A 20574-nucleotide genomic window follows, 5' to 3' on the forward strand; every position below is an offset into this window, starting at 1 on the left:
GAATAGACCTGTCATGCTGCCTCTCGCTCTCTACGCCCTGTGGATGGCTGCTCCGCCGCAGCCCATCTCCGTGACTCCGCTGGAAGGCGCCACGCACCACGTGCAGGGCATCGTCGTGGACGGGACCTCGCTATGGGTGACGAGCGTCGACCGGCTGGCGAAGAAGGGCTACCTGTATGAGTTTGAACTCGCGACGGGGAAGCGCCTGCGGTGGGTGGAGGTGCAGCAGGGCAGCATGTTCCATCCGGGCGGCTTCGACATGGATGAGGACAGCCTGTGGATTCCTGTGGCCGAGTATAAGAAGGACGGGCACACGGTGATCCAGCGCCGGTCCAAGGCTACGCTGGCTGTCCTTTCGAGCTTCACAGTGGACGACCACATCGGGTGCCTGACGCTGATGGAGGGTCACCTGGCCGGCGGCAACTGGGATGCGCGCAAGTTCTACGAGTGGACTTTCGACGGCCGCTTCGTCAGCGTGCGGAACAACCCCAACGCCAGCCACTACCAGGAGATCAAGTACCGCTATGGGGCGTTGATGGCGTCGGGCGGCGTGGTGCACTGGCTGGATCCGGAGGAACTGGAGCCGCTCCGCACCTACACGCTGGGGAAGACCGACCGGAACGTGCCGTACACGAATGAGGGCATGGACTTCCGCGACGGGAAGCTCTACCTGCTGCCGGAAGACGGGCCCAGCCGGCTGTTTGTGTTTGATCCGGAACAGGTTTACGAACCCGCCAAGCCCTGATTCTCAGCGTCTACCAACTCCGGGCCGGCCAGAATACCGGGCGGAGGGTAGCAACGGAAGGCCGCGCTCACGCACCTATACGTATGTAGGAAGCGAAACTGAGAAGCGCGGAGAGACTCCGAGCCACCCGGCCGGGTAGAAGATAGACACCCGGCCGAAGCCTCCCCGTGGCGCTGAAGAAAGGCATCTCGCATGAAACTCAATTACTCGTGGTGCGTCTGCGCGCTGTCCGCGGCGATGGCGGTTGTGCCGGCCACGGCGGCGACCCTCCACAATTCGGCCGAAGTGCTGATGAAAGACGCGGGCGCGAAGGCATTCAACATCAGCGACAACGCCCAGGCGATCTTCCTGTCCGAGCCCGAGTCGAACATCAGCTGGCAGGGCCAGGCGATGCGACTGGAGGCGATCAAGAACGCCGTGCAGCAGATCTCCGGCGATGTGGGGCACCTGAATCTCTGGGGCGAGATGGAGTCGCCCGCCGAACGCAAGGCGGTGGAAGAGGCGAACCCGCTGCTGAAGGATCTCGCCGCCCAGACGTCGGACGCCATCCGATTCCTCAACGACAACACCAACCATCTCTTCCTGCCGGAATACCGCCAGCATCTGCAGAAGATCGCGCAGGATGCGAACCAACTGCGGGCGCTGTTCCGGGAGTCGACGAAGCTGAACTCGCTCAGCCGCAAGGCGGAGCACCTTCGTGAAGAGCTGAGCCACTCCTAACCGATTTGACCCAATAGCACACTAATCTCCCCGGCAGATTCCGGAAACCATCCGGAATCTGCCTCTTTTTGGTGGGGGGCGTGTGTGGGTGCTGTCGGTGGCCCGGGTTTGGCGGTGGCCGGGATGGCGGGTGGGGCGGTTGCGGAGCTTCGGTTGGCTATGTGATTCCCAATGGCGTGAGTCCGTTTCGGGCGGGGCACAGCTCGAAATGGCTTTGTTTGCTCAGAGGCGGTGGTTTGAGGGGGCTTGTCGGCGGAGGGGGGCGGGCGGGCCGCCGTGGGTCCAGTGCAAAATGGCTTTGTTCCCACAAAACTGGTGGATCGGGGTTCTATGTGGCAGGTCGTGCCGGCTGGGTCACAGGCACGCAGTCTGTGGTGGCTTTGTTCACTCAGAGGCGGCGGGGGAAGGGCGGTTGGGTTGCTGTACGGCCGCGGACATGGGTGACAATCTGGTCTACCGACATGGGTAACAGTCGTCGCGGGGGCTTGTCTGATCGCCTTTCGCGATTCTAGCCGGATTCGTACGCCTGTGGAAATGTGGGAATCGCGTAGCGATTTCCAAGCGCGGTGGGAAGCGAGGGAATCCTGTTTTTGGATTTCCTCGCTTTCCACGGTGCGTCATTTCCATGGGCCTTACTCAGCGGCCGGCACCGCCGCGGATTCGTCGTCCTGTTGCTCCAGCGCCTTCGGCTTCTTCCTCATAAACCGATTACGCTCTATGTCCAGCCAGCCGAGCAACAGCATGCCGTAGAACACTTCGAAATAGCGATCGTCAACCTGCCGCAGTCCAAGCAACTGACGCGCAAAGATCTCGCTGATGAAAATCCTCTGATCCTTGTAGTAGAGATCTCCGTGATTCTGGATCCGTCGTAGCACGAGCCCTGCCGGGTACTCCACCTCCGGGATCCGACGTGGCATCGGGCGCAACGACGGCTGATAGTGTTTTGCCGGCGTATCGTAGTCCAGGGCTTCATGGGGCCGCTGCTCGTTGTAGATCCTTTGAAAGTCGTGAAATCGCTTCTGCTGCTGGCGCGGGTTGGCCGCCGGCGGATTCAGCGTGTCCTGTTTCAACGTCCGATGCATGCGCTCGTGGCGGCCGTTTTCCTGCGGTGAGGCCGGTGCTGTGCGCTCCGGCAGAATGCCCAGCCGAACCCAGCGCATCGACAACCGACTGAGTCCGCCAGGCGCCCGCGTCGAAAACGGCGTGCCATTGTCCGTACGAATCACCTCCGGCAGACCGTACTCTCGAAACGCCGCCTCGAAGATCGCAGCCGCATGCTTTCCATCCGTCTTCGGCGTAATTTGGCAGCGCAGCAAGTACCTGCTGTGGGCGTCCGTGATGGTCAATGGATCGCAACGCACGCCATCACCTGTACGGAACCAACCCTTGAAGTCCGCGCACCACGTCCGATTGGGTCCATCCACGGACGCAAAGGGCTGCCCGAAGGGCGGCGTCCGCAAGCGTCGCTTTCGTGTGACACTCAGACCCGCTCTTTTCAGGATCATGGCGATGGTGCTGGGCGCCGGCCAGTGCTTCCTCTCCGGCTCCGCCTCGGCCAACTTCCTCAATAGCTTGCGCGGGCCCCAGTTCCACTTCCGCCGCTCAGCCAGGATGCGCTCTATGACTTCCTGACTGACTTCCTGCGGGCTGGTATGAGGCGCCCGGCTGCGGTCCTGCAAACCGGCCACGCCTTCCTCCTCTCGACGCTTGATCCACTTGTGGACCGTCTTTCTCGATACGCCATAGGCTTCCGCCAGTGCGGTCACGGTCTCGCCTTCGTCGTACTCCTGCAATAGTTGAACCCGTTGGTCCATTGCTCTGGTCTCCTTCCACGGCATCGACACTCATCGTGCCGTACCGATAAGGCGGATCAGATCTCTTGCGCCGCTGATCTGTGTTACCGATGTCGCCGGTCCAATTCGTTACTGAAACTCCGTACCGTTCGGTAACTGGCCCAGGAACTCTCCAAGGGAATGCTGGAGGAGAGCGTCCGGTTTGCTGTTGGCTGGCGTTGAGGATCCCAGCTTAAAGTGGGTTTGTTTGCTCAGGAGCGACGGGTGAAGGGCGGTTGGTGGGCGTGGCCGTTGGGTTGCAGCGGGCCCTGGGCAATGACCAGGGGAATGCTGGGGGGAGAGTCCGGTTTGTTGTTGGCTGGCGTTGAGGATTCCAGCTCCAGATGGGTTTGTTCACTCAAAAGCGTTGAATTGAGGGTGGCTGGGGACCGATGAGGCTGGGCTGGCGTCGCGAATTCCGGCTGTAGGTGGCTTTGTTCCCTCAAATTCGGCGGATCCGGAAGCTGTGCGGCGGACGAGTCTGGGCGAGCATCCTTGATTTCCATCCAAGGTGGCTTTGTTCCCTCAAAACCGGGGGAATGGCGGTCCGACCGGCTTTGGGCGCCCAGTCCAAATGGCGTTGTTCCACCAGCGGCGATGGACATGCGGCTCCGAGGCCGGCGCTCCAATTCCTGAAGTTGCAGGAACTGGAGCGAGGGCGTGGGTTGGGAGGAGTGCGGTTCGGCTGTCAAAGATCATGCGGATGGCCGCCTGCGGTGGCTGCCGATCCGGCCGACCGGGTTCTCGACCAGTCGCGACAAGATGATGGCACACCGATGGGCCGGTTTCCGGAGCAGGAGCTCGGAAGTCGCTGAATTGACAAGGAAAATATAGTAATTTCCGCGGGCACCGCACATGTCCGCAGGGGCGGGACGGGGCAGAAATGCGGCGATGGGGGACGAACTTTGCCTTGTCGCGGGGATGAGAACGTTGGATTGAAGACGGGCGCACGCTGAAATTGGGGGGCCGAGGACTGGGGGGCGACCAAAGACGGGAAGTTTGCATAAACGCGCGTTATCGGCCGCCGCTGAAGGAGTGCCGGAGCTGGAGGCGCAGCCGGAAGCGGAGGCCACCAAAACAGGAACCGGCTGACGATCACGGCCGATTCTGTAAACCTTCCCCACCTTGCGCCGCAGGCTGGCTTACACCTTGATGAAGACGTCCAGGCGACCCACCCGTCCGCACTTGGCGGCGTCCCGTCCGCTTAGCCTGACCTCGTATCAACCTATCAACCTGCTTTTCGGCGGTGGCCGTAGGCTCAGCGTGCCATCCGTCCACCGGCGGCGAGGGTCCCCCATAGAGTCCCAGCGCCGGTGGGTAGGGCGTGTCTCAGGCCGCTTCGAGATCGACCCGGACACGGCAGCCCAGCGCAGTGGAAATGTTCACCAGGGCGTCCAGTGAGAAGCGCGAAACCCGGCCGCGGAGCAGGTCATTGATCCGTGGCTGGGTCACTCCGCAGTGTTGTGCCGCCTCGACCTGCGTCCATCCCTGCTTCTTCACGAAGGCCGCAATCTGCTGCATCAGTTCGGCTCGCGCCCGCAGGTTGGCGGCCTGCCCGGGCGTGTCCGCAATGGCATCCCAAACACTGGCGTAGCTCTCGGATTTCTTCATTTCCCACCTCCTGACAGTTGCGCGAATCGTCGCTTTGCGGTTTCGATATCACGCCGTGAAGTCGCTTGCGTCTTCTTCTGGAAAGCGTGCAAGACCTACACGGCCTCCGCGCGCCGGGCCACGTAGATCACGCGATAGGCACCGCTGTCGTCTGCCACGCGAATCTCCTCGACTCCCTTGCCGATGGCGGCCATGGGCTTGAAGTCGGCAGGCTGTTCGCCGCGCTGCACTTTGTCCAGTTGGTAGCCCGCATCGTGCCGTGCATCCTCGGGAAACTCCCGCAAGCACTCAAGCGAGTCACCAAGGAACCGCACTGGCCGCATGGCTCGATTATATCCGATTGGATATAGCGGGAGGTAGTAAGTCTTGTCTCACACAAGATGAGCCTGAAGCTCCCATCAGAGGCGCAATAGAAGTTCTCGAGTTTCCACAGCGACCCGTTCTTCGCGGCCTCGATCGATTTGATTTGGAGCGGTTGTTAAACCCTGTCGCCCCCCATTACCTGAGGTGATCTGGCTCCGCGAGCCACTCGGATCATGCTTCACGCCGCTGGCGCAACCGGTCACGCCGGAAGGACGGCCTGCTGCGACGAAACCGCTCGTGGTCCCCTGACGGTTCGAAGGATAGGTCTCGCGATGCAATCCCGCTGGTTTGTACCTGTAACAGAACCTGTAGTCAACCCCAGCCACGGTCTGTCGGCTCCCGATGGCGCGACCCAAGCAATCGTATCAGGTTGCGTTCGACTTGATGCGTCCCAGCGGCAATTCTGATCGCTGGAATCAGGATAGAGCTGTCGCCTTTCTGTCGCCTTATAAGCGGTATTCACCAAGTCGTCTGAATCACGCGGCTCTCATTGTCGACGAAAGTTATGGATCTCTTCGCCAGCTCGATCCGCGGGTCCTTGGAATCATTCTTCGCTGAGCGCATATCGACTATTGGGACCAGGCTGTCCTTGGCAAGAACAAAGAGTGCGGTAATAGCCCAGAAGCCACCGCTAGGGACTCCGACCGTTCTCTCTGCAGGGCGAACGAGGTACATGTCTCGTAGATCCCCGCTGAAGGTGATCATCACCTCGCCATGGTGACGGAAAACACGAGCAGTTGATGCAGGTCGTCCGTTGACCGTGACCTCCGTTGAGAATGCACGAAACCACATCAGTTTCCAGCCTCCGACCAGGACGAGGATGGCGACGATGGAGCCGCATAGTGCTGTCAATATCCGTGCTTTCATGGCTTATACTGCCGATACGTCACAGCTGTATGGCCAGGCATGTTCGCCTGAACTGTACCGACTTTGACAGCGCCCGCCCCGGCATACACCAGAGCACCGTTACCGAGGTTGATCGTAGAATAACCAATATATCCAGGTGGTGCCTGAAAGGCTGCGATGTCTCCAACACCCGGAGAGGTCGTCATTGGGAAATGGGGCACGTTGATCGATGGGTTCGCCAATTGATCTGCCGAGACAGCACTCATGCTTCCCCACAGTCCACCCACTCCTCCGTACCGTCCGCTCACCGGATACCCGTTTCCACCCAAGCCGATCCCACCACCCTTGGCGTAGGATTCAGGCACGAAGACGTTGCACTTCCAGCCACCGGTACCGACCGCGATTGTGAGTCCGTTACTCGTAAATGACACGTCTCCCCTACAGCCGAACGAAGTATTGCCGATTTGTCCTGCCGCCCAAAGTGCCGCGCCTAATCCTGATGGGTCCTCTTGCCCGTCAGGAACGTTCTGAATTGCCGTCCGCAGGTTATTCTGGCCGTTGAATATAGCGTTCGCGAGTTCCGCATCGCCCGACTTCAATGCTTGCCGTCCGGCCTCGTGCAGTTTCCTCAGTGCCTGCCTGTCCTCATCGGTGAGGTCGCGACGTCCATCAGGGTCTGTGTGGCTAAGCGGATTGTTTACTACGTGTGCATACTTGTTCCATATCTGCGGGTTTGAGATGTACGCGAGTAAGATCTGCCGGCGCTCCGAATCCGGCCGTCCTTTCTCCATTTCAAAGATAATGTTGTACGAATCCGGGCTCGTGAATCGTCCCTGGGCGGAAGACATGTAACGGGTCTCGAAGAAATCGAGGCCCAGCCCTGACTCATAATCCCTAATCTTCTCAGTGAACTTCGGCTGCACCGCGTCGGACGTCACATAGCCGGAGATCTGGGGCCGCCGTCCGTAGCTGCCGTTGATCTCCCACCCGAACGGCGTGTAGTCCCACAGCCGCACAGATGTGCCCTGTTCGTTCGTCAGCAGCCTCGTAGACCCCAGATGGTCCGTCGTCATATAACACGTAGAGCAGGCGGGTGCGTTTGCCGTCGATCCCCCGAACTCCGCCGCCAACTGACCCATGGCATCGTACGTGGTCGTTTGCCCGCTGCTCACCTTCCGCATCCGCCGGCCTTCCGCGTCGTACCCAAATCCCGCCGCGTTGCACCGGTTCGTCGCCGAGTCATAGGAATCACACTTCAAATCGGACGGCACCACGCCGACGGAGTCCACGAGCGTCGTATTTCCATGCTGGTTCCCATATGTGTACGTGTGAGACCAACCCGTGGCGCCGCTGGGTGTCTCTGTCGCCCCGGTCAACCGGTTCACTGCGTCATACGTGTACGCCGTTGGCCCGGAAATCGCGCCGATCGTCTGCCGCTGCGACACCACGTTGCCATTATTGCTCGCGCACGATGTCGCTTCAGAGGCGCAATAGAAGTTCTCGAGTTTCCACAGCGACCCGTTCTTTGCGGCCTCGATCGATTTCGGCTGGAGGCGGTTGTTGAACACCGTCGTCTCTACTACCCCATTGCCTAAGGTGATCTGGCTCCGCGAGCCACTGGGATCATACTTCACGCCGCTGGCGTAACCGGTCACTCCGGTAGGACGCCCTGCTGCGTCGAAACCGCTCGTGGTCACCTGACGGTTTGAAGGATAGGTCTCGCGATGCAATCCCGCTGGTTTGTATCCGTAACAGAACCTGTAATCAACCCCAGCAACGGTCTGGCGGCTCCCGATGGCGCGACCCAAGCCATCGTATCAGGTTGCGTTCGACTTGATGCGTCCCAGCGGGAATTGTGCTGGCTGGAATCAGGATGGGGTGGGGCGAATTATTTACTGGTTGAGCCGCAGGGCAGGCCGCAAGCTGTTGAGACTGTGTTACTTATGCGCCTGGCGAGGCTGCTAGACGGATCCCGGCGATAAATACCAAAACCGAGGCAGAGCGCCCGCAGTTCCCAATAAACCATTTCCGTTCAAATACTTACGAACTGGGACAGGTCAGGCTGTTTGAATGAATAAGTAGGGGGCTTCCTGCGGCAAAATGCTGAGACCGGCGTGAAGCCGGCTCAGAAACCGAAACGAGGAGAACCCCCATGAATAGCTTGTACTATCTCGGCCTCGATGTGCACAAGAAGACCATCAGCTACTGCCTCAAACTTGTCGACGGCTCCATCGTCGCCGAGGGCACGGTGAGCACACAACGGAAATCCCTGGAGGCTTGGCTGCGCCAACTCCCCAAACCTTGGTGTGGGGCGATGGAGGCAACCTTGTTTACGGGCTGGATCTACGACTTCCTGCTGCCTCATGCCAAGTCGCTTCAGGTCGCGCACCCGGCCATGCTGAAGGCGATTTCTGCTTCCAAGAAGAAGAACGACAAAGTCGATGCCCGCATGCTGGCGGACCTGCTGCGATGCAACCTCCTGCCGGTATGCTACATGGCGCCACCGGAGTTGCGGGAACTGCGCCGTCTGCTCCGCTACCGGAGTTTGATGGTGCGCCAGGCGGTCCGCATGAAGAACAAGACGGCGGGCCTGCTGATGGAAGTGGGGGCCGAGTACAACAAAGAAAAGCTCCATCAAGCCGGCTATTTCCGAGACTTGTTGGAGACTGTCGAAGAAGTGCCCGATTCCGTGAAAGACCTGCTGAAGATCAGTCGCGGGGCTGCCGAGCTATTCGATGAGGCGCAACGGCGGCTGGTGCAAGGCCTTTTGCGCAATCCGCTTCTCAAGCAACGAGTCGAGCGGCTGAGGAGCATCCGCGGCGTCGGAGAGATTCTGGCATTGACCTGGGCGGTGGAGGTCGGGGAACCGAGCCGGTTCCCGACGGTGGGGCATGCTCTCAGTTACTGCGGGCTGACGAGCGCACAGATCAGCTCAGCTGGGAAAGAGCAGCGGGCTCCGATTTCGAAACAGCGCAACAAACATTTACAGACAATTCTGATTGAAGCCTCCAAGGTGGCCCCGCTGTGGAACCCGCAGCTCAAACTGGTGCACGAACGGGAAAAGAACCGGGGCAATCCCAACCGAGCCACGTTGGCCGTGGCTCGGAAGCTGGTGGCCTACCTGTTGGCGGTGGATCGCAGCGGCCAGGAATTCCAGCCGCGCGCGATCGCGGAGAAAGAAACCGGATGCCTGGAGGAGCAGGTTGCAATGCCAGCGCAATAACAACCATTGAAGAACGAACAAAGAATCTGCTGTTGATGAGAGCCAGCACCGGCCGTTCCTCCCGAAACTCGGGACTGCGCGAAGGACCGCAAGGTCCGGATGCGCCACACAGGCTGTTTGAGGCCGGCCGGTAGTCCAAACTCAAACTTCCGCGAAGGCCCGAGACGGGCACGGATGCGGCCAATGGATGTCTGGCCACGCCGGCATTCGGCGATGGTCCAACCTGAAGCTGGGGACGTCGACAGGGAGATCGGCAGGGCGAAGGAAGTTCCACCAACGGGAGCGCAGCGATTAGTGTGTTTTCCCTTGACAACTACTTATCATGGATGTCCCGCGTCCGAAGTGGGGCTGAGATCCGTGGCCTCGCCGGAGAAGGACTGAAATTCCCACTGGACCGGGAGCCGGCGGCCAGCGAGATCCGCCGGACCCTTCACGACACGGAGCACTTCGATATCCGCCTGGCACGCGGAAGGGGGCGGCAGGTCCGGCCGGCGAGGCGCACTCGGATCCGGGGCGCAGGACGCGGAAGCCAAGACGCCGACGATGATGAGATCGGACAGGACTATGGCGTCCTGTAAAGAATTGCGCAGCGGCATTCCGTCACAGGCGCCGATGGTTGACACAAGCAGCAAGAATAAGTCGGTCCGCACAAGCCCAGGACGAAATGGAACGCGATTTGGTTCCATTTCCGTCTAACCGCAGGAGGATTGTGATGCGAATTGCTTGGGTGGTGCTGCTGTCGGGCTGTGCGCTGGCTCAGCAACCGGACGTCCGGCTGCATTTGGAAGTGGCCGGAGGGGCGCGCACTTTTCGAGTGGGGGAGCCGATTCCGGTGACACTGGACTTCACGACGACAGGTGCTGGCGTGCTGCGAATGGACACGGACGTCCGGCTGAGGCATCTGCAACGACATGGCGCTGACGTGTTTGCGGCTACGCCCGTGGAGGGTTGGCGCGATCCGCTGGATCATCTGCCGTGGAAGTGGGACGACGGAACAAGCATCGGTTCGGGCCCGCCGCGAGCAAATCTGGATGCCTTGCATCCGGTGCGGATCGAGCGCGATCTGAATGAATTCCTGGTCTTCAGCCAGCCGGGCCACTACACGGTGAAGGTGTTGTCCACCCGGGTGGAACGGCTCAGTTTAGAATCGAACACCATCCCACTGGTGATTGCCGCCCGGGATGAAGCCTGGACCGCCCGGCAGTTCGCGGAGGCGAAGGCCTTATTGGAAAAAGCTGCCATACAGAGGCCACCAGACGGGATGGGTGACCCCGCCCAAGAGGACGCGCAGGCGGATGCGGTGCGGAAGTTGCGGTATCTGGATACACAGGCGGCGGCCGAGTATCTGGCTGCGCTTTCCGGTAGGATCCGCCGTAACGATTCCGAGATTGATATGGCGCTGCACGCTTCGGCGGTTCCGGCGGCGGCCGCGGCCGTAATGACCCGGCAGATGGACGAGCCGGAGTTGGGCCTCACACAGAGCTACCTGAGCCTGCTGGAAATGCTCACAGCGCGGGCCCTCCAACAGCAACAAGGCCGAGAGCCGACGCAAGAAGAACGAGCAGCTCTGTGGAGTTCGCTGCGGACACGTGCATTGGAGATGGGCGCACTGAAGTCGCCGCGCGCCAAAGCGGAGACCTATTTCTATTTGTACGAGACAGAGAGACCAGCCACGGCCGGCTCGATCAGAGACCGGTTGATTGAGGCGCTGCCTGGCGCTCCGGAGTTTGTCCTGTGGGTGATGCTGGATTCGAATTGGCGGAAGATCCGGGATGCCCGTGAGAAGTTGGAGCCGATTCTGGAGGCGGTCGCGCGGCGCTCGTCGACTCCGGCCGGACTGAGGGTGCCAGGGCTGGCGCTGCGGCGCTTGGCGGAGCTGAACGCGGCCGCGGCAGAGGAGATCGTGCGAAGCAAATTGCAGGCTGGTGATTCGTATTCCGATGATGCGCGGCTGCTGGAGTTTTCCCTAACGCCTTCTCCGGCGCTGGACCGCTTACTGCTGGAGCAATATCGGAAAGGCGAACCGGTGGAGGCGCGGCTTGCGCGTTTTGCGAGCGCTGCCGTGAAGGACGAAGTATGGCGGGCATTTGAGGCGCGATTCGCGGCACGCACCGAGGGGGCGTCCGCGTGCCCGACCTCCGTGTTCGCCTATTTCTTCCGGGTGGATGCGGAAGGCGCCACGCGCAGGCTGGCCGAGTTGCGAAAGGACGGGCAGGCGCGGTGCATTGCGCCGGAAGTCCCCGGATTGGAGCAACCGCTCATGAGCCCAGGCCTGGAGCGGCAGTTGCTGTTGGACGCGCGCTCGACCGACGGGTGGGTCCGGGCCAAGGCCTACCGCACATTGAGTGAGGCGGGGTCGGCTGAGGCATTGGGCCCGCTGGTGGAGGCGCTCTCCGTGGGTGCCGGGCGAGGGGATGAGGCAGTGTTCGCGATTCTGAACGGGAAGCGGTGGTTCCTCACCGACGCTACGTACGCGCGGCTCAAGGCCGTGTGTTCCCCCGACCACTCGTGCCGGGAGGTGGAACGGCTGCAGCAGGAGTCGAAGCAACCCTACCTGTTGAATTCGTGGGATGCGCATGGAACGGAGGGCGTGTTTCTGGTGAACCACCAATTTGTGACCCTGGCTGCGTTTGGAGAGTTCCTGGGCCAGTTACCGAACGGTACGGAGTTTCAGTGGAGGAGCGGGGGCCCACCCATGCGGACGGAGGAAGCGGAGCGAAGGCGGGCGGTGGTGCAGTTGCTGGCAGAACACGGAATGCGCCTGGTGGAGTAAGGCGATCGCCGGGTAGGCCGGGCCTGCCGGGGTGCACCGGAGGACCGGACTGGTGGCGCAGGAGCAGGCTCGGTGAGTCCCGCGCTTGTGACTACCGGCCTCCCGCGACATCGAGGATGGCTCCCGTAACGTAGGAGGCTTCATCCGAGAGGAGCCAGAGGATGGCGTTGGCGACTTCTTCCGGTTGGCCGCCGCGCTGCATGGGGACGAGGGTTTTGACGCGGTCGACGCGGGCGGGCTCGCCACCTTTGGCGTGCATGCCGGTGTAGATGAAGCCGGGGCGCACGGCGTTAACGCGGATTCCCTCCTCCGCTACTTCTTTCGCCAGGCCGACGGTGAAGGTTTCGAGAGCACCCTTGCTGGCCGCATAGTCGACGTATTCGCCGGGAGAGCCGTATTTGGCTGCTCCGGAGGAGACGTTGACGATGGCTCCGCCTCGGCCGCCTTGGCGGGTGGACATGCGGCGTACGGCTTCGCGGGCACAGAGCATGGGTCCGATGACGTTGGTGGAGAAGATGCGTTCCATGCGGGCGGCGTCCATGGCGTCGAGACGCATCTGCGTTTCCAGGGTGGCCGCGTTGTTGACCAGGGCGGAGATTGCTCCGGCCTGCTCGTCGATCTGCTGGAACAGAGCCATGATGCCGGGCTCGGAGCGCATGTCAGCCTGGAGGGCGATGGCTTGGCCTCCGGCGGCGGTGATCTCGCCAGTGACTTTCGCGGCTTCCTCGTTTCCTGTCAGGTAAGTGAGGCAGACGGTGTAGCCTTTGGCGGCGGCGAGACGGGCGGTGGCGGCTCCGATGCCGCGACTGCCTCCGGTGATGAGGATGACGGGTGGTGCGCTCATGGGTGGTGTTGGGGTTTGAGGGTAGGTTGGTTTTGTCTGGAGGCCGGGCTCGCGATTTGATCGAGGATTGATGGTGCTTTCGGAGCCCAATCAGGTCCACAGCCTCGCGCTTAGGCCCTAGTATCGCAAAGGATGGCCCGGCTGCTGATTTTGGATCGATGAACTGTCGACTGGGCCCCGAAACGAAGGGGCAGGGGTAGCTGGGAAACAACGACCGAACCTCCATGATCCCTGGAGTGCTGGATGATTGAGGGATAGAAGAGCGGTGACCTTCTGGACTGGCGACAGGGTTTGGTGTTCGGGCTTGCAGGTCAGAGACTGACATTCACCCTTTGGGTGATTGCACGACTCCAGGCCACGTGGCAGAGTTGCTGTGGGCGAGGCCTGTCGTTGGATTTTCACTTTGCGGATCGAGCGCTGGAACGGCTTTACACCCACAACGAGGGAGCCTCAAAGTACCCGGCAGAGGTCGTGCGGCTCTTCCTGCGACGCGTGCGCCACATCGAGAGCGCGCAGGATATTCGGGATTTGCGTACACCGCGAAGCCTTCACTTTGAGAAGCTCAGCGGCAAACTGGCGGGCTTGTGCTCCTTGCGTCTCAATGATCAATGTCGACTGATCTTCTCGGAAGAAGAGACAAAAGCAGGCAAGGGCATTGCAATTCGGGAGATTTCGAAGCACTACGGAGACTAAGATGGGCACTTCACTTCGACCATTTACTCCGGTATCGCCGGGCGAGATCCTGGCTGAAGAGATCGAGGCGCTCGGTTGGTCTCAAAGCGACATGGCGGCCGTGGTCGGGCGCCCTGTCCAAGCTATCAATGAGATTATCGCGGGCCGAAAGGCAATCACCCCGGAAACGGCCGTAGCGCTGTCCCAAGCGTTGGGGACCAGCGCGGAGTACTGGCTCACTCTGGAAGCAAGCTATCGGTTGGATCTGTTGCATGCTCGCGGCGGCTCTCCCACCGGGGACGTTGAGAGGCGAGCCCGGCTCTTTTCGAAGGTCCCAATTAAAGAACTGATCCGCCTGGGCTGGATCCAAGCCGATTTGAATGACCTGGAGCAAGCCGAGAAGGCGGTCTGCCGGTTTCTGGAGATTGGCTCTATTGGGGAAGAACCCAAGCTGCCGTTTGCCGCGCGCAAGGCAGCGATCCAGGCACCGCACACCGCGCCACAAATAGCTTGGGTTTGCCAAGTCCGCCACACGGCGAGAACGATTAAGGTCGCGAAATACACACGCGACAGGCTTGCAGCTACTGCCCCTACCTTGGCCAGACTCTCGGCCTCCGAGGTCGAGACTCGACGCGTGCCAGCCGTTCTGGCCGATCTAGGTGTCCGGTTTGTCGCAGTGCCTCCGTTGGCAGGAACGAAGGTGGATGGAGCCACAGTCTGGCTAGATGGCGAATCCCCGGTGGTGGCGGTGTCGTTCCGTTACGACCGGGCGGACTGGTTCTGGTTCACACTGATGCATGAACTGGCGCATGTCCTGGCCGGAGACGGACACCGACTACCGTTGATTGATCTTTCATTGGTCGGAGTGGACGCTGTAGATGGAGACGTTTCCGCCATGGAGGCACGGGCCAACCGAACCGCCGCCAACTGGCTGGTGCCCGCGGATGAGATGAAAGCATTCCTTCGGGAGACAAAGCCATATCTCGGACGCGATGCAATTATGCGGTTCGCTGCACGGATGGGTGTGAACCCGGCAATTGTTGTCGGGCAGTTGCAGAAGCGTGGTGAGATTCCATATACGCACCATCGGAGCATGCTGGCTAAGGTCCGGCACCTGTTCAGTGGCATGTAGTACCCCTTGAGCAGTGCGATCGGAAGTCCGATTTGCGCGATGTGGATGCCATGCGGGTTCGGGCGTTCCCGGTTTGACTTTGGGGCTTCCTCACGGCTTCTGCTGGAGCTGCGGTTTCAGCCGGCGCACCCGGACGGCCTGTTCCGCTGTGAGGCTGGAGGTCTCCTGTTTGAGGAGAGCGACTGCATCCGGCTGTCCCTGATCAGCAGCCAGTTGCAACCAGGCAACGGCCTGGAGCAAGTTGCGCTCCTGTTTCGGAGCCTGGTCGAGCAGCAGTTTGCCCAGGCGGTATTGGCAATCGGAATGCCCGGTGGTCGCGCAGAGACGAAAGACACGGCTGGCGCGCTCGAGGTCAGGCGGGCCGTGCGTTCCCCTCTCGCTGGTGTCACCCAGGTAGAACTGCGCGTTGTAGCTGCCGCGGGTGGAGGCATCGGCGATCAAGCGGAGTGCTGCCTCTTTCTCCGCCGGATGAGCCGCGCTGTTCAGGCGGGAGAACCCGATGACGAACAGGGCCGGGCCATATTTCCCGTTCGCGGACTCCTGGATCAATTCCTGCGCCCGGGGCAGGTCGACGTCCATCCCATCTCCCTTCTGAAGGAAGGTCCCCAAGACGTACAGGGCGGGCGCAAACTTTGCCTGGGCCAGATCGCGAATCGATTTGATGGACTGTTCGCGCTGGGGGCCTTGCCTGGCCGCCAAGCCTTTGAGGGCGAGGTTGAATTTCGTGCGCTTCTCCTCGGCCCCGCTGTCAAATTTCCTGCCGTTCAGTACGAAGTTCACTCTCGCGTTGGCCAGGGTGCTCACGGGCTGTCCGTCTTTGCGGGCCGGTTCGAATCTCCATTGCTGCAGGGAGCGCAAGGCCGCTTCGTCGAGGCCGAAGCCCAGAGGACTGAGGAGTTGGATGTTGACCGGCACACCTTGTTCGTTCACCACCATTTCGAAGACGACGGTGCCCTGCACCCCGGCCTCGGCGGCTTCGCGGGTGTAGTCGGGCTCTACCTGGTGAAGCAGCTTTGGGGGCGTGCCAGATCTTCGGGTGGGACCAGGACTGGTCGCGGGAGCCCTCCCGGCCTCCTCATCCTGAGCGGAGGCTGCGGGCCCCAGGAGTACCAGAACCAGGACGCCGCAGGCGATGCTGAATCTATTTAAAAGTAATAGCGACATCGATCACCTCACTCCCATGTCGTGCTTTGAGCTCCCGAGTCAGTGAATGGGCCTGGCGGGCCGGCCCCTCCTTTGCCGCCGCTAGGAACTCGGCCAGGTAGTCTGTGTTCATCGGGTCACCCTCCTTCAGCTTCCAGATCGAGCGGGCCTGCTTTTCAGCCTGCAGACTCAACCCATGCAATTGCAGGGAGCCGAAGTGGAACTGTTTGCCGCGATCGACCTGAATCACGAGGTCGACCTGGCCGGCTTCGGCCCGGTAATGGCGCTGCGCCACGGCATGAACCGCCAGGTAGCCATCGCGTTGGAGGACCCGCTCCATCTCATTAATGCCGGCGGCGATCCGTTTCCAGTTGGCGATTTGCCCGACTGGAAAATCAGCTGCTTTGCGGAGTGCAGCCAGCGGCAGGTCCGCGCCCTGGATCTCCGCCATGCCTAGACGCCACTGGGCGCCTTCGTCCACGAGAACGGACACGTTCACCGCTTGCTCGCCCGAGTTTTCGATCCCGACAGAGTGCACAGCGAATTTCAGGTATCCCATCTCTTCGTAGCGCGGCTTCCCGTTTAGATCGATGAGATGCCGCACTTCGCGTTCCGAGTAGTTCCGCCCCACAAGCACGGGATCGAGGGCTTTGGAGAGGGAGCCCGCGGAGATCTTCCGGCTCCCTTCAAAGCGAATGGATGAGATCAGCGGCCGGTGGGCTGACTGAAAGACTGTGGCCATGCGGCCGGTGGCGGGATCGACCTCGTTCTTCGCCGAGACCGCGTCTTTGCGGCCGAGTCGCGCGAGTGCGGCTTCGATGGCCTGCCGGTAGTAAGCCAGGGCCTGCTCATTCTGAGGCATCGCTTTGTCGATCAAGAGATTGGCGGAGCGAACAGTTTCCCAGAGCCGAGCGGACTCCAGACCATATAAGTCCAGGATGGCGAGGCCTTCCGCTGGGTCTTCCTTGAGGAGAAAGGTGACGACATAGCCGGTGGTCCCGTTGATGGACTTGGGCTGAAACTGGTAGTTCACGGATTGAAACAAACCCGTGGCAAACAGCACTTCGGCTGCGTTGTCGAGCTCGGTTCTAGTCGCCATCCAGCCGAGCTTGAGCCTGGAGGCTGCGATCACCGCGTCGGACGGCAGGCGGGTAGTGCCCTCGGTGTGCAGTTCGAGAATGGGGGTCTGGGCTGAGGCGCCGGCAGGTGGGCACAGCGAATAAACGGCCAGCAGGAAGCAACGAATACCGGTGAAAATGGACGGGCTCGAACTGGAATTCCGCACAAGCCGTCAGTATAAACGATGCGAAAGGAGGGCAAGTTGGAGGAAAGGGCTCGGGCAGGAAGTGCTGAATCTGCGGGTGGGAGGGCGGCGGGCCCAGGTGAGTGAATGCGCCAGTGATGGCGGCGGCGCTCGACTTGAACCAAGGCAGAAGAAAAACTGGCGTGCGTGTCGAATTGCGGCCGGCTGGAGCGACGACCTAGTGTGAGGGAATGACGGCGCGGTGAACGGGGCGAACGGCACCGTCCGAGGCCAAGCCATTGAAAGGAAAGCGTCATGAAATTCATATGCCTGGGCTACATTGAGCCGAACAAGCTTGAATCCCTGAGCGACAACGATCGGAATGCGATGGTGGACGAGTGCTTCACCTACGACGATGAATTGAGGAAGGCCGGGCATTTCGCAGGCGGCGAGGCGTTGCAGGGTCCCGATGCGGCTCGGACATTGTGGTGGCAGAACGGCAAGGTAGTGGTGAAGGACGGCCCCTACGCTGAGACAAAGGAACAATTGGGTGGGATTCTGGTGCTGGAAGCGCGGGACTTGGCGCACGCCGTCGAACTGATGTCGAAGCATCCGGGGGTGAAGGCCGGGCCTTTCGAGATCCGCCCGGCGGCCGACCTGACCGGGATGGTCCAGGAGAGCGAAGGGCGGAGGGCTCAGTAGACGCCATGAGAACGATGACCGCCTCCGTTCTGGCAAAGCTGATTCTGCTCGCCCCGCCTGGCACGGCTGCTGAGGACACAGGGGCGCCCGGGTTCACGGAAGAGACGCCGCCGGGCATGCAGAGCGGCTACGCTCCGGTGAACGGGCTGCGGATCTACTACGAGATTCACGGGACAGCGCGGGACGGGCATCCGCCGCTCGCGCTGCTGCATGGCGGCGGCGATACGATCCAGACCAGCTTCGGAAAGATCCTTCCGCTGCTGGCGCGGGGCCGGCAGGTGATCGCGTTCGAGCAACAGGGGTATGGGCACACGGCGGATGTCGCCGGACGCCCTTTCGGTTTCGAGCAGTCGGCGGACGATACCGCGGCGCTGCTGGAACATCTGCATGTGGGCCAGGCGGACCTGTTCGGCTTCAGCAATGGCGGGACCATCGCGCTGCAGGTGGCGATCCGCCATCCGAAGGTGGTTCGGCGGCTAGTGGTCGCTTCCGGACTGTTCCGGCGCAGTGGGGCCGATGCCTGGCTCTGGGCGGCGATGGCCAACGCCCAACTGGAGAACATGCCGAAAGAGTTGCAGGAGGAGTATCTGAAGGTGGCTCCGCATCCGGAGAATCTGCGGAGCTCCCATGACAAGGCGGCACAGCGGATGCGGGCGTTCAAAGACATTCCGGATGCGGCGATTCGGGGGATTGCGGCGCCGACGCTGGTGGTGGTGGGCGACTCGGATGTGGTGCGGCCGGAGCACGCGGTGGAGTTGTTCCGGTTGCTGCCGCGCGGGCGGCTGGCCGTGCTGCCGGGGACAGACCATATGGCCGTGATGGGGCGGGCAGGGTGGCTGGTGCCTATGGTGGAGGAGTGGCTGGGTATGGCGGATGAGGGGGCCGGTCGCTGACGCGTCTCCGGGACTGGGTGGAGCGGCTTCGTTCGATTTGGTGGGGGTCGCCGGGCCGTGCCGCCGCGGTGGATGGGGAGTATCGCGGGTTCCCCCGCTCCTTGCAGTCGCGGCTGCTTGTTCGGCGATGCCGGGAACCAGGGAATGACTGCTGACGATGGGTTGGGAGCTTTCGGGGGCTCCTCCGCTCGTTGACACTCGCGGCTCAATTTCCGGCGGCTCGTCGGGCCGCGGCGGGTTGGGTGGGCGGGTGGGATCGATGGTAGAGTCAGCTAAATGAGTGAGGATCTTTCCACCCGCCGGGATGCGCTACGGGGGCTGGCCGCGGCCTCATTGCTGCCGAGCTCCGTGTCGGCTGCGGCGGCGGGCCCGGAGCTGTGTTTTCTGAGTGCGATCGAAATGGCGCGGCTGATCCGCGCAAAGAAGCTCTCGGCTCGCGAGGTGCTGGCTGCTCATCTGAAACAGATCGAGCGCGTGAATCCCAAGGTCAACGCGATTGTCAGCCTGGCTCCGGAGATGGCCGCGGAGGCCGCCGCGCAGGCCGATGAGAGGCAGGCGCACGGCGAGAAGCTGGGGCCGCTGCATGGGCTGCCGGTGGCTCACAAGGACCTGATGGAGACGCGTGGGTTGCGGACGACCTACGGGTCTCCGCTCTTCAAGGATTTCGTGCCTACGGAAGACGACATCGTCGTGGAGCGCATGCGGCGGGCAGGCGCCGTCATTCTGGGCAAAACGAATACTCCAGAGTTTGGTGCTGGTTCGCAGACATTCAACAAAGTCTTTGGCGCGACCCTGAACCCCTACGATTTGACGAAGACTTGTGGCGGATCTTCGGGTGGGGCGGCGGTGGCGCTGGCTTGCGGGCTGGTGCCGGTGGCCAGCGGCTCGGATGCCGGCGGATCCCTGCGGAATCCGGCTGCGTTCTGCAATGTGGTGGGCTTCCGGCCTTCGGTCGGCCGCGTGCCGGCACCGAAGGCTGCGTTTGCGTGGTCGACATTCGCGACCTCGGGGTGCCTGGGGCGCACGGTGGCGGACCTCGCGTTTGCGTTCAGCACGATCGCGGGTCCGGATTCGCGCGCGCCGTTGTCGATCGAGGAGCCGGGCGAGCGCTTTGCGGCTCCACTGGGGCGCAGTCTCAAGGGGGTGCGCGTGGCGTTGTTCAAGGATCTAGGCGGCGTGCCGTTTGATCCGCGCGTGCGGAGCATCGTCGATGGCCATCGTAAGACGTTCGAATCCCTGGGCTGCATCGTCGAGCAGGCGGAGCCGGATTTCGCTCCGTGCGAGGTGGCGTTTCGTGTCCTGCGGGCGTGGAATTCCGCGGCAGGTAACGCCGACCGGCTGAAGCAGCACCCGGAGGCGTTCAAGGATACGCTGCGGGGCGAGATCGAAGAAGGATTGCGGCTGACGGGGCAGGATCTGGCGCGGGCCGAGACCGCGCATGGTGTGATGTGGCGGCGATTCCAGGCGTTCCTGGAGAAGTATGAGTATTTCGTGCTGCCGACGACGCAGTTGCCGCCGTTCGACGTGAACACGCCGTACCCGACGGAGATCGAGGGTGTGCGGTTCACAAACTACATCGACTGGATGAAAGCATGCTGGTACATCTCGGTGACCGGGAACCCGGCGGCCTCGGTGCCGGGCGGGTTTACGGCGGAGGGGCTGCCAGTGGGCGTGCAGATTGTCGGGCGGCACCACCAGGACTTTGCGGTGCTGCAGATGGCGCATGCGTTTGAGCAGTCTACGGGGTTTGGGAAGAAGCGGCCGGGCGTAGTGTAGGCGCATGGGCTCGCGATCGAGGAGCAGTCGTGGGAGGGCGGGCCGGGCACTCCGCG

General features: G+C 61.8%; 16 protein-coding genes and 1 pseudogene. 9 read left to right on the forward strand and 8 right to left on the reverse strand.

Annotated elements, in window-relative coordinates; all coding sequences use genetic code 11:
* Positions 1-13: 13 nt before the first annotated feature.
* Positions 14-745 (forward strand): DUF6454 family protein, encoded by a 732-nt coding sequence (locus IRI77_RS12490; RefSeq protein ID WP_194452382.1) that lies wholly within the window; start codon positions 14-16, stop codon positions 743-745.
* Positions 746-937: 192 nt separating this feature from the next.
* Positions 938-1465, forward strand: coding sequence for a hypothetical protein (locus IRI77_RS12495; protein ID WP_194452383.1), 528 nt, complete (start codon positions 938-940; stop codon positions 1463-1465).
* Positions 1466-2097: 632 nt separating this feature from the next.
* On the opposite strand, the gene IRI77_RS12500 is transcribed toward IRI77_RS12495, so the two are convergent.
* From IRI77_RS12500 to IRI77_RS12520, 5 genes and pseudogenes are all read right to left on the reverse strand, one after another.
* A complete protein-coding gene (locus IRI77_RS12500) occupies positions 2098-3279 on the reverse strand; it encodes an IS481 family transposase (RefSeq protein ID WP_228486229.1) in 1182 nt (393 codons plus the stop codon).
* A 1347-nt stretch (positions 3280-4626) separates the two neighbouring features.
* Positions 4627-4908: a helix-turn-helix domain-containing protein gene (locus IRI77_RS12505; RefSeq protein ID WP_194452384.1), complete on the reverse strand. Its 282-nt coding sequence runs from the start codon at positions 4906-4908 to the stop codon at positions 4627-4629.
* A pseudogene (locus IRI77_RS12510) lies at positions 4905-5231 on the reverse strand (type II toxin-antitoxin system RelE/ParE family toxin). The gene IRI77_RS12505 and the pseudogene IRI77_RS12510 overlap by 4 nt, the downstream one beginning before the upstream one ends.
* 499 nt (positions 5232-5730) lie before the next feature.
* A complete protein-coding gene (locus IRI77_RS12515; RefSeq protein WP_194452385.1) occupies positions 5731-6138 on the reverse strand; it encodes a hypothetical protein in 408 nt (135 codons plus the stop codon).
* Positions 6135-7847, reverse strand: a complete 1713-nt coding sequence (locus IRI77_RS12520; RefSeq protein WP_194452386.1) for an RHS repeat domain-containing protein — start codon at positions 7845-7847, stop codon at positions 6135-6137. The genes IRI77_RS12515 and IRI77_RS12520 overlap by 4 nt, the downstream gene beginning before the upstream one ends.
* 422 nt (positions 7848-8269) lie before the next feature.
* Between IRI77_RS12520 and IRI77_RS12525 the strand changes: the two genes are divergently transcribed.
* A complete protein-coding gene (locus IRI77_RS12525) occupies positions 8270-9340 on the forward strand; it encodes an IS110 family RNA-guided transposase (protein ID WP_194452387.1) in 1071 nt (356 codons plus the stop codon).
* 712 nt (positions 9341-10052) lie between these two features.
* Complete coding sequence (locus IRI77_RS12530; RefSeq protein WP_194452388.1) at positions 10053-12113, forward strand: hypothetical protein; 2061 nt, start codon at positions 10053-10055, stop codon at positions 12111-12113.
* A gap of 91 nt (positions 12114-12204) precedes the next feature.
* Here the strand turns inward: IRI77_RS12530 and IRI77_RS12535 are convergent, their stop codons facing one another.
* Positions 12205-12957 (reverse strand): SDR family oxidoreductase, encoded by a 753-nt coding sequence (locus IRI77_RS12535; protein WP_194452389.1) that lies wholly within the window; start codon positions 12955-12957, stop codon positions 12205-12207.
* Positions 12958-13347: 390 nt separating this feature from the next.
* Between IRI77_RS12535 and IRI77_RS12540 the strand changes: the two genes are divergently transcribed.
* Both IRI77_RS12540 and IRI77_RS12545 read left to right on the forward strand, forming a co-directional pair.
* Positions 13348-13650, forward strand: a complete 303-nt coding sequence (locus tag IRI77_RS12540; protein ID WP_194452390.1) for a type II toxin-antitoxin system RelE/ParE family toxin — start codon at positions 13348-13350, stop codon at positions 13648-13650.
* A gap of 1 nt (position 13651) precedes the next feature.
* The gene (locus tag IRI77_RS12545; RefSeq protein WP_194452391.1) at positions 13652-14761 is read left to right on the forward strand and encodes a HigA family addiction module antitoxin; all 1110 of its coding nucleotides are present in this window, start codon (positions 13652-13654) and stop codon (positions 14759-14761) included.
* Positions 14762-14851: 90 nt separating this feature from the next.
* Here the strand turns inward: IRI77_RS12545 and IRI77_RS12550 are convergent, their stop codons facing one another.
* Together IRI77_RS12550 and IRI77_RS12555 are read right to left on the reverse strand one after the other, a co-directional pair.
* The gene (locus IRI77_RS12550; RefSeq protein WP_194452392.1) at positions 14852-15925 is read right to left on the reverse strand and encodes a TonB family protein; all 1074 of its coding nucleotides are present in this window, start codon (positions 15923-15925) and stop codon (positions 14852-14854) included.
* The gene (locus IRI77_RS12555) at positions 15903-17189 is read right to left on the reverse strand and encodes a POTRA domain-containing protein (protein ID WP_194452393.1); all 1287 of its coding nucleotides are present in this window, start codon (positions 17187-17189) and stop codon (positions 15903-15905) included. The genes IRI77_RS12550 and IRI77_RS12555 overlap by 23 nt, the downstream gene beginning before the upstream one ends.
* Positions 17190-17462: 273 nt before the next feature.
* On the opposite strand from IRI77_RS12555, the gene IRI77_RS12560 reads away from it, so the two are divergent.
* The 3 genes from IRI77_RS12560 (at position 17463) to IRI77_RS12570 (ending at position 20518) form a co-directional block, all read left to right on the forward strand.
* Positions 17463-17849: a YciI family protein gene (locus tag IRI77_RS12560; protein ID WP_194452394.1), complete on the forward strand. Its 387-nt coding sequence runs from the start codon at positions 17463-17465 to the stop codon at positions 17847-17849.
* Between the two features lie 5 nt (positions 17850-17854).
* Positions 17855-18742 (forward strand): alpha/beta fold hydrolase, encoded by an 888-nt coding sequence (locus IRI77_RS12565; RefSeq protein ID WP_228486712.1) that lies wholly within the window; start codon positions 17855-17857, stop codon positions 18740-18742.
* Between the two features lie 276 nt (positions 18743-19018).
* The gene (locus IRI77_RS12570; RefSeq protein ID WP_194452395.1) at positions 19019-20518 is read left to right on the forward strand and encodes an amidase; all 1500 of its coding nucleotides are present in this window, start codon (positions 19019-19021) and stop codon (positions 20516-20518) included.
* Positions 20519-20574: the final 56 nt, after the last annotated feature.

This window comes from Paludibaculum fermentans (assembly GCF_015277775.1).
Lineage (GTDB): Bacteria > Acidobacteriota > Terriglobia > Bryobacterales > Bryobacteraceae > Paludibaculum > Paludibaculum fermentans.

Coding starts and splice junctions, on each gene's coding strand:
- IRI77_RS12495 (WP_194452383.1), top strand. CDS start 938: ATGAAACTCAATTACTCGTGGTGCGTCTGCGCGCTGTCCGCGGCGATG.
- IRI77_RS12505 (WP_194452384.1), bottom strand. CDS start 4,908: ATGAAGAAATCCGAGAGCTACGCCAGTGTTTGGGATGCCATTGCGGAC.
- IRI77_RS12560 (WP_194452394.1), top strand. CDS start 17,463: ATGAAATTCATATGCCTGGGCTACATTGAGCCGAACAAGCTTGAATCC.
- IRI77_RS12535 (WP_194452389.1), bottom strand. CDS start 12,957: ATGAGCGCACCACCCGTCATCCTCATCACCGGAGGCAGTCGCGGCATC.
- IRI77_RS12565 (WP_228486712.1), top strand. CDS start 17,855: ATGAGAACGATGACCGCCTCCGTTCTGGCAAAGCTGATTCTGCTCGCC.
- IRI77_RS12570 (WP_194452395.1), top strand. CDS start 19,019: ATGAGTGAGGATCTTTCCACCCGCCGGGATGCGCTACGGGGGCTGGCC.
- IRI77_RS12490 (WP_194452382.1), top strand. CDS start 14: ATGCTGCCTCTCGCTCTCTACGCCCTGTGGATGGCTGCTCCGCCGCAG.
- IRI77_RS12545 (WP_194452391.1), top strand. CDS start 13,652: ATGGGCACTTCACTTCGACCATTTACTCCGGTATCGCCGGGCGAGATC.
- IRI77_RS12530 (WP_194452388.1), top strand. CDS start 10,053: ATGCGAATTGCTTGGGTGGTGCTGCTGTCGGGCTGTGCGCTGGCTCAG.
- IRI77_RS12500 (WP_228486229.1), bottom strand. CDS start 3,279: ATGGACCAACGGGTTCAACTATTGCAGGAGTACGACGAAGGCGAGACC.
- IRI77_RS12515 (WP_194452385.1), bottom strand. CDS start 6,138: ATGAAAGCACGGATATTGACAGCACTATGCGGCTCCATCGTCGCCATC.
- IRI77_RS12550 (WP_194452392.1), bottom strand. CDS start 15,925: ATGTCGCTATTACTTTTAAATAGATTCAGCATCGCCTGCGGCGTCCTG.
- IRI77_RS12525 (WP_194452387.1), top strand. CDS start 8,270: ATGAATAGCTTGTACTATCTCGGCCTCGATGTGCACAAGAAGACCATC.